9 protein-coding genes are annotated in these 12,703 nt (G+C 67.8%); 3 read left to right on the top strand and 6 right to left on the bottom strand.

Annotated elements, in window-relative coordinates; all coding sequences use genetic code 11:
• Positions 1 to 2: 2 nt before the first annotated feature.
• Both FOF48_RS05145 and FOF48_RS05140 read left to right on the top strand, forming a co-directional pair.
• Entirely contained in the window at positions 3 to 641 is a 639-nt protein-coding gene (locus FOF48_RS05145; RefSeq protein ID WP_143898982.1) for a hypothetical protein, read from the top strand.
• A complete protein-coding gene (locus FOF48_RS05140) occupies positions 622 to 1,662 on the top strand; it encodes a hypothetical protein (RefSeq protein WP_143898981.1) in 1,041 nt (346 codons plus the stop codon). Before FOF48_RS05145 ends, FOF48_RS05140 begins: the two co-directional genes overlap by 20 nt.
• 174 nt (positions 1,663 to 1,836) lie before the next feature.
• On the opposite strand, the gene FOF48_RS05135 is transcribed toward FOF48_RS05140, so the two are convergent.
• The 3 genes from FOF48_RS05135 to FOF48_RS05125 form a co-directional block, all read right to left on the bottom strand.
• Positions 1,837 to 2,559 carry a hypothetical protein gene (locus FOF48_RS05135; protein ID WP_143898980.1) on the bottom strand — a complete coding sequence of 241 codons (723 nt, stop codon included), beginning with the start codon at positions 2,557 to 2,559 and terminating at the stop codon, positions 1,837 to 1,839.
• A 444-nt stretch (positions 2,560 to 3,003) separates the two neighbouring features.
• On the bottom strand, positions 3,004 to 3,537 hold the full coding sequence (locus FOF48_RS05130; RefSeq protein WP_143898979.1) for a hypothetical protein: 534 nt from the start codon (positions 3,535 to 3,537) through the stop codon (positions 3,004 to 3,006).
• On the bottom strand, positions 3,509 to 6,331 hold the full coding sequence (locus FOF48_RS05125) for a hypothetical protein (protein ID WP_143898978.1): 2,823 nt from the start codon (positions 6,329 to 6,331) through the stop codon (positions 3,509 to 3,511). The genes FOF48_RS05130 and FOF48_RS05125 overlap by 29 nt, the downstream gene beginning before the upstream one ends.
• A 381-nt stretch (positions 6,332 to 6,712) precedes the next feature.
• Between FOF48_RS05125 and FOF48_RS05120 the strand changes: the two genes are divergently transcribed.
• On the top strand, positions 6,713 to 7,093 hold the full coding sequence (locus FOF48_RS05120) for a hypothetical protein (protein WP_235685349.1): 381 nt from the start codon (positions 6,713 to 6,715) through the stop codon (positions 7,091 to 7,093).
• A 19-nt stretch (positions 7,094 to 7,112) separates the two neighbouring features.
• Here the strand turns inward: FOF48_RS05120 and FOF48_RS05115 are convergent, their stop codons facing one another.
• The 3 genes from FOF48_RS05115 to FOF48_RS05105 form a co-directional block, all read right to left on the bottom strand.
• Positions 7,113 to 8,129, bottom strand: a complete 1,017-nt coding sequence (locus FOF48_RS05115; protein WP_255441906.1) for a peptidylprolyl isomerase — start codon at positions 8,127 to 8,129, stop codon at positions 7,113 to 7,115.
• Between the two features lie 193 nt (positions 8,130 to 8,322).
• Positions 8,323 to 9,351 (bottom strand): hypothetical protein, encoded by a 1,029-nt coding sequence (locus FOF48_RS05110; RefSeq protein WP_143898976.1) that lies wholly within the window; start codon positions 9,349 to 9,351, stop codon positions 8,323 to 8,325.
• Between the two features lie 340 nt (positions 9,352 to 9,691).
• Positions 9,692 to 12,604, bottom strand: a complete 2,913-nt coding sequence (locus tag FOF48_RS05105) for a hypothetical protein (protein WP_143898975.1) — start codon at positions 12,602 to 12,604, stop codon at positions 9,692 to 9,694.
• Between the last annotated feature and the right edge of the window lie 99 nt (positions 12,605 to 12,703).

The following is a 12,703-nucleotide window of genomic DNA, read 5'->3' as shown; positions in this document are numbered from 1 at the left end:
ACATGCACCTGTTGCCACTGTCGCCCGCGCCGGAGCACCTGCCTCCCGGGGCGCCACCGCCATGGCCAGCACCCGCGCTGGTCAGGCCTCCGCCCGCCCCCAAGGGACACACGTTCCTGCTCATCTGCATCGCGTTGTCCGTTTTGGGCGGGCCCGGCTGCGTCGGCGCCGTGCTCTGGAAGACCGACCGGGGGGATTCCGCCACCAGTGCGGCGGTGGTGATTCTCTCGATGCTCGTGGTGGCGGGATTGGTGGCCTTTTATTGGAGGGAGCAACGTGAACTCTCAGCCAAACAGCGCGCTCACGACGCGCTCCTCAAGAACTTGGTGACATGCTGGGCACGGGTGCGACACTGCGCCATCGTCGGATCCGAAGACTCCGCGGATGGGTTCCTCACGCACCATGTGCTCAAGCTTGAGCTCGAGCCGTGGTGCGACGAGCACACGCTCGCCGCGCGGCGCACTCCAAACGCATCAGAGTGCTGGCACGTGTGCTGGCGGGTCGCGGCGGAGCTGGCGACCCGCATCGTGCCTGATACGTGGATTGCCGTCGCCTACAACCGGCGGGAGCCCAACAGCAGCGACACGAAGTTCATGCAGCTATGGGTGGCTTTGTCGGGCGATGTGCATCCGCTGGTGTGACCGCGCCGCCTTTGAATGGCTGGCGAAGGTCCGCGAGAGCAAGGCGCCGCTGGTCGCTCGCCAGCCCCAGGCCCCCCTGCCTCCGGAGGACCGGCGCCGGCTCGACGCGCTCCTCGCACTCGAGAAGGAGGGACGCGTGGAGGTCGCCGCCCAGCAGATGGAGCCCCTCGCGCGGCGCTACCCGGAGGACTTCCTCGTCCAGGGGCTGGCCTGCCACCTGGACACGCGTGTCGCCCCCAAGCTGCCGGCGACCCGGGAGAAGTGCGAGGCCGTCGCGGAGAAATTCCCCTCCGAGCCCGCCCCCTTGTTCCAGCTCGCGACCCTGGCCCTCCAACAGGGGCAGCACCTGGAGGCGCAAGGCCAGCTCATGCGGGCGCGCCAACGGATGGAAGCGAACCCTGGAACACCGCCGGAAGTCTGGGGAGACCTCGCGGCCTTCTTCCAGCAGACCTCCTCCGTCACGTGGGCGGAGCAGGCCACCCAGAAGGCGGGCAATGACTCTCGGACCGGGCCTCTGCGGACCTGGGCTCGGCAGGCTCGACGCTGGAAGGCGCTGCCGGTGGATGTCTCCGTGAGCGGTGTCGCGGTGGAGCGGGAGGGAGAGTTCATCCGCGCGGCGAAGGACATCGAGGATTCCCTCGATAAGGGGCCGTCGACGAAGGCGCAGGCACGACTCACCTGGCTGAGGCGGGAGTTCCCGCGCGCGGCGGTGCTGCACGTGTTGGACTGCGAAAGCCACATGCGCGCTGGCAGGCCGGGGCCCGCGAAGGCGGCGTGTCGGCAGGCCGTGGCCGCGCACGAGGAGGCGGTGCAGGCGCACTTCATCCTGGGATGGCTGACCTCCGCGTCGGGTCCCCGCGAGGAGGCGCGTACCCACCTGGAGCGTGTCGTAGCGCTGGAGCCCTTGCACAGGCAGGCGTGGCAACTCCTGGCGGAGCAGTACCGCGCCGTGGGGATGGCGGAGGCGCTGAAGACACTCCAGGGGCGCTATCGTGAGCAGTTCGCCCAGGAACCGCGCTGAGGCCCCTGCGCCAGCGTGCCACGCCCAACGTCCTCTTTGACGAGATGACCGAACAGCGCCACGCACCGCGCTCGGGGCTCGCCTGTTACCGCGTCCGGCCCCAAGCGGTGCTCAGCCTCCTCGGCTCTCCCTGGAACCCGACTCAATCAGCCGAGCCGTGAATGAGGATGGAACTCAGGCGATTTTCGTGAGCTCCGGTTCCGAGGACTGGTCCTCGGACCATTCATCGAGCGCACTCTTCCACTTGATGAACGCCTCCTTTGAAGGCTTGTACGGTCGGTGCGGCCACAGCTTGCTGTAATTGCTCAGCTTCGAGCGGTAGATACCTCCTGGCCCCAACCAGATGGCGGTCAGCGTGAAGTTCCCCCACGCCAGAGGCCCGTCGACCTGGATCTCGCCGGCGGTCCCCCAGCACACGGCCGGTCCATTCGTCGCGGAGGCTCGGATTGTCGCGACGACTCCCACGGGGACTTCCGTTGAAGAAGCCAGACTCGCGGTCCATTCGTCCAGGTTACCCAAGGCGATCATGGCTGCGCCCGTGAACTCCTCGAACGGATAGGCGGGCAGCCAGCGTGTTTCAGCCACATCCGGACCATTACAATTCGTCCAGTTCGGTTTCGGGTTCTGCCCGGCCGACACCAGACTTCCGCGCTTGAACAGATCATCCCAACCCCAATGCGTCGCGCAAATCCCTCTTGAGAAGGTGGCCCCACCCCGGTACCTCTCGTAGAACTCAAGGAAGCCATCCTCATCGACAGGCATGAGGAGCGCATCGGTATCGTCTACCCATACCTTTCGGCGGCGTCGCTCATCCAGGGTCCCGGTGCGCAGATGCTGGTCGTAGAAGTACAGCTGTTCGTTCTTCACCTTGACGAAGTCAGCGTTCCCCAGCTTCACCACCTCACACTCTTTGACACCCTGGTTCGGCCGTTGCGGAGCAGCTACTGCCAGCCACAATTTCCCCACGTTGCACCCTCTCCCTGGAGTCCCAGCCGCGAGTCGTTTGAAATTGGGAGTTGAACTTTCCGGCACGACTGTAAGGCGAGGGTTGGAGGGATAGAAGTATCCGTGCCGTCATGGATGCGCTGAATAGGCTTGAGACCTGATGGGTAGCGTGGCTTGCGAAGCGCGTAGACCCAGGAGTCCCCCGGGTCGCGCGCCCAGAGGCGCTCGCCGCTCAGGGAGCGCGCGGGACCTGGTGGGCCTTCGCGTCATTCAGCGTCCATGGACGCCAGAAGTCGTGACCCTCCGACCGTCTGGCCTGGAGGTCGGGCATGAAAAAGGCGCGGGCCCTCCCCCATGAGGGGAGCGCCCGCGCCCGGATTCAGCACTGCCCCAGGATCAGGGCAGCATCTGGCGAGTCAGCTTGGCCGGACGGGTGGAGCGCGTCTGGGTCTCGTTGCCCAGCCAGGCCACCGTCACCTCGCTCGCGTCCTTGAGCGACGTGGCGTCCGGCAGGAAGACGAAGAGGCGGTCGGGCGGCACCGCCCAGGTGTCTCCGACGCGCTCGCCGTCGAGGTAGATCTCCGGCGAGGACGAGCGCTCCAGCGAGCCCAGGGGCTCTTGGGTCTGCACCTCGATGGCGATCGGATCCACCGCGCGGGCGAGCAGGGCCGGCCCGGCCATCCGGGTCAGCTCCGCGTCCCCTCGCACCTTGCGCGCGGACACCCGGAGCACCTCCACCGGACGGGCCGCGTCCGGCGAGGTGGGCTCCGCGCGGATGGGCGCGGGGGACTGGGCGGTCGGCGCTTCGGTGGGAGCCGTGGCGGGGGGCTCGGCGGCGCCCTTTCGCTCCTCCGCGCAGCCCGTCAGCGCCAGGCAGGCCGCCGCCACGAGGAAGAGACGGCTAGCGGGAGAATTCGACGTCGTCGACATAGATGTCTCCAGTGGAAGGGCTGTTGAAGCGCAGGCGCACGGTGTCGATGTTGGTCAGCGTCACCCCGTTGCCGTTCATGATGAAGGTATGCAGGGGGATGCGCACGGTGGTGAGCACCGTGTGCAGGACGATGTTGCCCGGCCGGACGTATGGCTTGGGGATGACGTCGAACAGCGAGGCGGAGGTGGCCTTGACGGTCGCTCCAGTGGCCAGCTCCACCCGGAAGTCCTGGGTGCCGCTGGCGGGGTTGGACGCGGACGTCGTCTGGGCCACCCGGAAGGACAGCACCTCGTAACCGGTGGTGTCGCGCTGGGCCACCGGGACCGTGAACGTCGCGGTGGCGGTGTTGCCCGTCCAGGTGGCGCGCATGACGCTGGTGCTGTGGGGCGCGGGGTTGCTCGTGGTGGCCAGCGTGATGGGACCCGCCGGGGTGAAGCCGGTGGCGGAGCCGCTGTTGAGCCGCGTGTGTGAGTTCTCGTGGTGCGTCGCGTAGATCTTGAAGCCCGCGGTGGACGGGAACGTGAGCTGGCCGCGCATCATGTCCGCGTAGACCGTCTCGTTCTTCAGGTAGATGCGAGCGAACGCGGACAGGTAGGACTCACCAATGCGCTGCTGGTTGGGCGCGGTGATGTAGTCATTGCGCGTGCTGGGGGAGTCATCCCCGTCCGCCGCCCAGACCGTGTTGAAGAGGTTGTGGCTGGCGCCATACACGTCGATGGAGCTCTTGGTCCCCAGCGCCCGGTCGTAGATCTTCGCGCCGGAGAGCGTCGTCACATCGCCGTCCGCCGCGGGCAGGATGACGAAGTAGGGCACGCCCGCGGGCAGCGTGTAGAGCTGCCCGTCCACCGGCGCGATGGAGGACACGGAGACGATGTTGAACGCGGTGTTCTGCATGTACGCGGACACCGACGCTTCACCGCCGCGCGAGTGGCCCGACACGGAGATCTTCGACATGTCCACCTTGCCGTTGAAGCGCCCGGAGAAGAAGTTCGGGTAGCTGGGGTAGGTGGCGGCGTTGTTGAGGTGCGACCATTGCTCCAGGTGCTTCAGGATGAGCTGGCCGCGCTCGGGGATCCACTGAGGCACGGGACCGGACAGGTCATACGCGTCGATGGAGACCGCGATGATGCCGTTGCTCGCCAGCGTGTCGAGCAGCCGCATGTAGCCCTGATGATTGGGCACGCGGTTGGTGCAGGCGGCGTGGTTCTGTGAGTTGTAGCAGATGCGGTGGTTGCCGTGCTGGATGACGAAGAGCGGGAAGGTGCCCGCGGCGACGGCGGTGCCCACGCCCGGGGCGACGGCCGGGTAGCGCACGACGGCGCGCAGGTCGACGTTGGACGCGCCGCCCATGGTGGGGAAGTAGTCGTCGACGGAGTAGCTGTCCTGGCCGATGGGGTACGTGCCCAGGTCGTACGGATCCTTCGCCACCTGGAAGCCAACCTGGTTGGCGCCGTCCAGGAAGTCGACGGTGTCGTTGTAGTTGCCGTCGGTGGAGTAGGTGCCCGGCGAGGTGGCCACGGTGGAGCCGAAGTCCACGACGACGTCGTACTGCCCCTTCACGAGCGGCGGATGCCAGATGACGATGTCGGTGCCGTTCACGCACCCCGCCTTCACCTGCTGGATTTCAATGCCGCCAGAGACGTCCACGAGGTTGGTGTTCAGGGCCCAGCCCAGCACGCTGCGGTGGTTCACCACGTAGTACGCCGCCCAGGTGCCGCCGGGGTGGCCGGCGGGGATGTAGGTGGGATCCACCGCGCCCCACACCGGGTCGGAGGTGTCCGCGAACGAGTCGGCGAACTCGAAGTAGGGGAAGCTGTTCAGGGGACGGCCGGCGATGTCCATCGTGGGGCCGCCCACCGGGTAGAGGAGGTAGAGCACGACGCCCGTGTCGATGCCGTAGGACACGATGTCGCTGGCGCTCAGCTGGCCCACCGGCGGGTTGAACAGGGGACGGCGCGCGATGATGTCGTAGACGCCACGGCGCTGGAAGGCGGCGCTCCACGCGGGAACCGTGAAGCGACCGGAGGCGTCGGTGACGACCTTCTTGGGGGCGGAGGAGAAGCCGTCCCCCGACACGTCCGCGAAGGCGTCGCCCTCGCGCCAGGCGCGCTGGTTGGGGACGATGGAGACCTCCACGGTCTCGTTGCCCCGGAAGCCGGAGCCCGTCACGTACAGGTCACCCCGGCCCGTCTCATGGGCGTTGAGCAGACAGCCGTCGGCGGTGGATGGGTAGACGCGCGGGGCGGAGCCCACCTTGATGGGGAGGTTGAACGCGGCGACCGGCTCACCCACGGGAAGCTTCATGGGCGGAATCTCACCGCTCTTGTCCGCCGCCACGGCCTGCGCGGTGACGAGCAGCGTGCGGCCGTCGAGCGCCTCCCGGGCACGCTCGAAGCTGGTGAAGCGGTATGGCGACTCGGGCGGGGCCGCGCGCTCCGGGCAGCCCACGACACCGGACTGGAACCAGAGGATGTGCGGCGCGAGCACGCCCTTGGCGTCCGTCGTCGCGCGGGCGAAGCCGACGGCCTCCTTCAGCGTGGGGATGCGCTCCACGTCCAGCGCGAAGCGCAGCTCGTAGACGGTGTTGGGCTCCAGCCCCTGGGCGCCGACGGTGAGCGAGTCACCCACGGGCAGGATTTCGATGGGCTGCCCCCGGTCGTCCACGGGGGTGAAGACAGCTGCCCGGTTGGCGGATTGGATGAGATTGGGAGGACTGCCTTTCGGATTCGTGCTGCCCAAGGCCGCGGTCGAGAACGCGGTGAGCAGCACGAAGGGCCATGCGAGACGTTTCACGGGACCTCCGATGCGGGGATGGAACCGGAGACGGATGTCCCCGGTCCCGGTCATGGAGTGGCAGCGCCTCTGCTGCACTCACGGTGCCACGCGAGGGCCGAGGGGCCGCTCAGAGGAGAGCTGGAAGAAAGGGACCCTCGGCCGACAAGGATTGTAACCGGCGAGGACACAATTCATAACATTTCCGGCTACAGCCGCATTCACGGAAATACTAGAATATTATTTTGAGCTGGATTCAGACCCCGGCGTGAGCCTGTTCGGGGTCGGGCGCTTGTCATTTTCCAGTGAAATTCTTCAGCCCGGTGACGACTGCGCGGGCTTCGAATACGGGCTCGGTCCGCACGTCTCCCGGCGATGGCCGCCGTGCTAGAAAAGACGCCCATGTTTCCCGACAAGCCCCAGCGCAGCCAGTCGCCGCTCCCGGAACCGCCGCGTACCTGGTGGCGGCGCGCCGTGGACTACCTGGAGCTGAACACCTGGGAAGGGCGAGGCGCCTTCTGGCTCGTGCTGGGCGTGCTCGTCGTCGGTTTCTGGCCGCTGGGGGTGCTGGCGGTCGCGGACGTGAGCGGCCCGGCCCGCCGGATGCTGGTCGCCGCCGGGCCCGTGTCCATCTGCCTGGGGTTCGCCGTCCTCATCCTGTGGTGTGGCCACCGGTACGGCGAGGGGCTTCAGTGGTCGCGCCGCCAGACGTGGGGGCTGGCGGTGATGTTCCTGGGCCTGGGCCTGCTGGGCGGCCTGGGGCTGTGGTTCAGCGAGAGCTGACCCATGGGGCGGGGCCGCCTCAGCCCTGCTCCGCGCCCTCGAAGGTGACCTTCGCCTTGTTCATGACGTGCTCCACGGCGAGCAGGTACCAGCCCAGCTCGGCCAGGCGGCGGGTGGTCTCGGGCGACTCGCGCAGGGCGGCGTGGGCGTCCTCCGCGGTCAACCCGAAGGGCTCCACGTAGTCGCGGATCAGCTGCTCCAGCTTCTCCGGCGTGAGCTGCAGCTTCTCCGCCTCGGTGACGGCCTTCAGCGCGATGCCGATGTGCAACCGGCGCTCGGTGTCCGCGCGCGTGGTGGGGTCCGTGAACCAGCCCTGGAGCGCTTCCTGCTGCTCGTCCACGTCGAAGTGGTAGGCGACCATGGCCTGCCCCTCGGCCTGGACCCAGCGGCGGCGGAGCTCCTCCTCCACCAGCACCCGGGGAAGCTCCACCGGCGCGCGTCGGGCCACCTCGTCCAGGACCATGTCCTGGGCCCGGGCCCAGAGCTGCCCCGCGACCTCGTCCTCCAACTCCTCCCGGAGGTTGCCGAACACCTCTTCCAGCGTGCTGCCCATCTCCAGCTTCTGGAGGAACTCCGGGGAGCTGTCCGGAAGCATCGTCACCTGGTGGGCGCCGACGATGTCCACCAGGAAGCGGGCGGGCTTCCCCTGGAGGCCTTCGACCGGGTAGTCCGCCGGGAGCTCCAGGGCGATCTGCATGGACTCGCCCACCTTGCCGCCCTCCACCAGGGCCTCGCAGAAGCCGGGCAGCGCCTCGATGGGCGCCAGCTCCGTCGTCATGCCGAAGCGCGCGGAGAACGGGATGAGCTTGCCGTCGCAATAGCCCACGATGTTGAGCTGGACGTCGTCGCCCGGCTCCAGCGCTTCGCCCTTCTGGCGCTCGCGCGTGGTGGCCAGGGCGCGGCGCTTCTCGTGGAAGGCGCGCAGCAGGTCCTCTTCCGTGAGGTCGTCCGGGGTGGGGACGCGCACGGCGATGCCCTCCAGCGAGGGCGCCTGCACGCTGGGAAGCTTGAGGGCTTCGGCGGAGGCGCTGCTCACCACCGGGCTCATCTTCAGCAGCCGCTCGACGCCGCGGCCAGATCCTGCGGTCCCTTGAGGAGGGGTCACGAATGCTCCCGGGAGATAGACGACGTGTCCGCGTCCGCGCCAATGGGGAACAAAGCGACGGCTCGGCATGGACTGAGATCTAGTCCAGCCGAGCCGCTCTGACAAACCGCGAGGGTTTGAACGCTTACTTGAAGAAGGCGCCCACGATGCTGGACACCGTGGAGACGGCGGCGCCCACCTGGCTGACGATCGGGATGTTGGTGGCCGCGGCGATGGAGCCCACCGCGGTGATGACCGACGTCACCTTCTTGCCGACGCCCGCGTTCTTGTCCATCAGCGTCGCGCCCGCGTTGGCCACGTCCACCGCGGCGATGGCCACGTTGACGCCCGGGGCGAACCGGCCCAGCGCCTTGGCGGCGGTGCCCGCGGCGGCCTTCGCGCCCTGCTTGAGGGCGGCCTCACCGGCTTCGCGGCCCACCGTGGCCAGCGCGGCCTTGGCGGCGGAGCGCGTCCCGCTGCCCAGGATGCCCTTGGCCAGCGTGCTGCCCGCCTTCGCGGCGTCGCCCGCGGCGGTGGTGACGGCGCGGCCCACGTTCTTCAGCGAGGCCCCCTCCATGAGGCCCTTGGTGGCGGCGCCCTTGACGGCCTTGAGCACGTCGTCGCTGGCGTGGGGGAGCGCCTTCTTGAAGGTGTCGAAGGCCGCCTTGCCGGCGTCCAGCTTGCCCTTGAAGATGCTGCCGCCCAGCACTCCGCCCATCACCTTGCTGCCGACGATGCCACCCGTCGCGGCGGAGATGGTGGACTTGGCCGCGTCCAGGGAGGAGCGCGTGGCGGTGATGATGTCGTCCTTGCTGCCGGAGCGGATGGCCTGGCGGACGTCCTTGAAGGCCGTGGCGCCCGCGGCCACCGCGCCGGGGATGCCGGCGTAGCGCATGGCGGCGCCCATCTGCGCGCCGAACTTGGTCAGCCCCTTGAAGCCCTGGGAGAAGGTCGGGTTGCGGACGAAGTCCAGGTTCGTCTTCCCGAGGATGCCCTGGGCGCCGTCCTTGATGTTCTTGATCTGCTGGAAGGCGTCCTTGCTGAAGTTGATCGCCTTCGAGGCCTGGGTCGCGACCGCGATCCCGCCCTTCACGAGCTGCTTGTTGGCCTCGAAGGTCTGCTGGACGTTGGTCCGGACGGCGTTGAAGGTGCGCTTGATGTCGGGGAAACCCATGGTGGGCCTCGTAGATTTGGAAGGGGCGGAACTTGGACTGATTATCGGACGCGGAGCGCGCGAGTTGCCTAGGACAGCTTTTCCAGGATTACACGCGCGAGGCAGCAGCATCGAAGCTCCAGAGGCCCGGAATCATTGCCCTTTCTTCAGGCCCCCCTACCCCACCGGGCGTCCAGCTCGCATCCAGACAGCCCCGCAGGGCAGGCGGTTGCACGTCCAACGGTCGGCCCAGGCTCTCGCCCCGGCCCGCCTCGACGACTCGAAGCGGGCCGTGATTGGTCGAGCTGGAAAAACTCTTCCAGCCTGTGCGCGGAGACGGTCGGGCGCCCCGCCCGCGGCGCTACGCGCGGCGCCCGGCCACGTAGTGGTTGTCCCTGACGTGGAGGATGTCGATGGTGACGGCCGCCGCCGGTACGTCCGAGCCGAAGTACTGTGCCGAGAGTTCCCTGAAGTCGTACGTGTCGACCCGGTGACCCTGGTGGTCGCGGATGCCCCGGTCCGAAGCGTCGACGTAGTGGATCCTCAGGTTCACCCGCGCGGAGAGCACGAGGCCGCGGAAGTCGAGGTCCCCAGCCCACTGTCGCCGACGGCGCTGGCCCGCCTCATAGGCATCGGCGATCACGCGGAGCGAATCGCTCAGCTCGACGTTCCGGCGGACGGCTTCCATGACGAAGGTCTCCGCGAGGGCGACATGCTCCGCGTAGCGGGGATCGGTATCCCTGAACGCGTAGTCGACCCGCAGCCCGCGTCGCAGCCGGACGCTCGCCCAGGCGTCGAGCCTGAGCCGATCCAGGGCCATGCTCGCGTTGTCGAGCCGACGCAGGACGTCCTGGGACGGCCGCATGTCCCGGAACATCACCGGGGAGACTCCCACGCCACGGCGGATGAGGTTCGCGGTCATCGCGGCGGCGCTCTCGCGATACAGCATCGCCTCCTCCAGCCGGTCGCCCTCGGGGAGCTGCACGACGGATTGCGGCGTGCGGCGCTTCACCCCATCCGAGAACGCGTAGTACAGGCAGTCGCCGCCGCCCGGGTTGTCGGTGATGACGAAGTTCTGCTGCACGTACGTGTCGAAGAGCGTTGACGCCCGCTGCCGCCGGGCCTCGGCCTCGGAGCGGATCCGGCTCTCCGCCTCCTTGGACCACTTCTCCATCTCCTTCAGCAGGGAGTCCTTCGTGCCGCCCTTGTCGAGACTCACGAGCGGTCGCGGACGTGAGCCCCGGCCCCTGCCGGAACCCGTCGAAGCGCCGGACCCCAGGAGCTTCTGCTGCCCGAAGAGCGGACGGTCCAGCGCGATCACCTCGGGGTCGAGCAGACCGAGCAGGTGATACATGGAGCGGATGCGGCCAATCTTGGTCTCCACGACTTCGCTGTAGGCGCGATCGTCGAGGTTGTTGTTCTTCACCAGGGCCAGCCCGTTGTTCCCGGAGAGCGTCTTTCGCGTCGACACCGTGATGGGATTGGCGTCGTCGAAGGCATCGAACCCCTGCTTGGGTGACAACACCGTCGACGGTTCGCTCTGGGTGGCGCGGGTGAACTCCGTCACCCAGTCTCCAGTCTCCACGCTCTTGTCCACCTGGCCTGTGTTGCGGCTCAGGCTTCGGAACCCCAGCTCCACGGCGGCGCACCAGGGACAGGTCTCCTTCGGCCGGTTGCGTTGCTTGCCGGTGTCCTGGAACCCCTCGTAGGGAAAGCACACCAGCACGTCGGCGCCGTCACAGAAGTAGGACGAAGCGGTCATGAGCGCCGCGGGTTCCGCGCAGTTGAGCGAATGCCAGCCGCAGATCCACAGGTCGACGCCGAGCGCGCGCCCCTGGAGGCCAGAGACCGGGTGCGCTTCGATCCGCAGCTTGTCGTGGGTCTTGTTCTGACGGAACGACACGTAGCTGAGCAGGGCCTGCCGCGCGGGCCTGCGCAACTGGAGCAGGTCCCGGGCGCGATACTCGAGCGCCGCGGTGTTCGTGCGGCCGAGCATCACGTCGTAGTTGGTCCAGAGCCCCTTCTTGAACTCCTCCTCCTCGTGCGCCTCCGCCTGGCGCCGCCGGGCGTAGAAATCCAGCAGCTCCAGCTCGACCTGACGCCGCTCGTGGGTGTCCAGCTGGGACTGCTGGTCCTCGTCGAGCTCGATCTTGCCCTTCCCCTTCCAGCGCTTCTTCAGGAAGTCGCTGGACTCCTCCTTCAGCTCCTTGCGGAGCTTCTCGATCTCCTCGGGGGACTTGTACTTGTCGGGATCCTTCTTGGGGACCTCCTGGTCCGCCTTCCAGGTGGGGAGCGCGAGGTGCCGGCAGTACTTGCCGAAGTACTTCTCATCCGGCTCCTCCTGGACGACGCCGGAGAGACCGAGGACGGGCACGTACACCGTCTTGCCCCCTTCCTGGTGCCGCGTCCACGACACGCACAGACACCCCACGGTGGACACGAAGGCCGAGCAGACCGTCCTCCAGTTCTTCTTGAACTCCTCGCTGAGGGGGTGATCCACCGGCGGCTTGAGCATGCGGGTGAGCGCGCTCGAATCGTCGCCGAGCAGTTGATAGCGCAGGACCAGCGCGTCGGTCCGATCCTTCACGCTTTCCCAGAACTGCGACTCCAGCGGGAGGTCGCGGACCCAGTCGCTCGCGGGGAACACCGCGCCAAGCGGGGTGCCGGCCGGAGAGACGACGAAGCCGAGGCTCATCAGCCGGATCCGCACGGGCTCGTAGTACTGGAACTTGGCCCGGCTCTTCCCCTGGTCCCGCTTCAGGTCTTCGGCGGTCACCGACTTGAGCGCCCGCTGGAGGCGACCGGAGGAGACCCTGCCGCTCTTGTCCCCTCGCGAGGTGTGCCAGTCGAGCTGCGCGTACAGCGAGGCGCGGCACTCGTCGATGTAGCCCCACTCCTCGTCCAGCATCGAGTCGACCACCTGGGCGACGTCGTCCTGGAGCGCCTGGGCCTCCTTCGTCTTCGGGAAGGCCTTCACGCCCAACATCTGGCGCACCAGTTCGGGCGACACCTGCTGCGCATCCAGGCGCGCCTCGTAGGCGTCCAGGTTCTTCAGCGCGACCTTGATGCTCATGCGGACCTGGAGGAACCGCACGAGGTCCAGCTGGAACTGCCCGAACTCGTCCTGCCGGTAGATCCGGTCCTGCGTGGCCACGAAGAGCTCCAGGCCATCCTCGTCGACGAAGTCCGGCAACTGGCTGCCCGTGTCGCGGGACCACCTCAGCGCGACCTCGGACGTCAGTTCGACCAGACCCGTGTTCAATGCGAGCAGCATCGGCATTGCCCGAGTAGAACCGACGTCTCGGCCCACGCCAAGGACCTGACAGGCGCCCGCCCCTCCAGGTCCAAATTGAGAGGGTCCAACGCTTCTGTT

It is taken from the genome of Corallococcus sp. Z5C101001 (assembly GCF_007352635.1).
Classification (GTDB): domain Bacteria; phylum Myxococcota; class Myxococcia; order Myxococcales; family Myxococcaceae; genus Corallococcus; species Corallococcus silvisoli.
This window is presented reverse-complemented; position numbering and strand designations above follow the sequence as displayed.

Excerpts from the sequence above, each read along its gene's own strand:
- FOF48_RS05110 (WP_143898976.1), bottom strand. The coding sequence starts at position 9,351 with ATGGGTTTCCCCGACATCAAGCGCACCTTCAACGCCGTCCGGACCAAC.
- FOF48_RS05105 (WP_143898975.1), bottom strand. The coding sequence starts at position 12,604 with ATGCTGCTCGCATTGAACACGGGTCTGGTCGAACTGACGTCCGAGGTC.
- FOF48_RS05120 (WP_235685349.1), top strand. The coding sequence starts at position 6,713 with ATGTTTCCCGACAAGCCCCAGCGCAGCCAGTCGCCGCTCCCGGAACCG.
- FOF48_RS05145 (WP_143898982.1), top strand. The coding sequence starts at position 3 with ATGCACCTGTTGCCACTGTCGCCCGCGCCGGAGCACCTGCCTCCCGGG.
- FOF48_RS05140 (WP_143898981.1), top strand. The coding sequence starts at position 622 with ATGTGCATCCGCTGGTGTGACCGCGCCGCCTTTGAATGGCTGGCGAAG.
- FOF48_RS05130 (WP_143898979.1), bottom strand. The coding sequence starts at position 3,537 with ATGTCGACGACGTCGAATTCTCCCGCTAGCCGTCTCTTCCTCGTGGCG.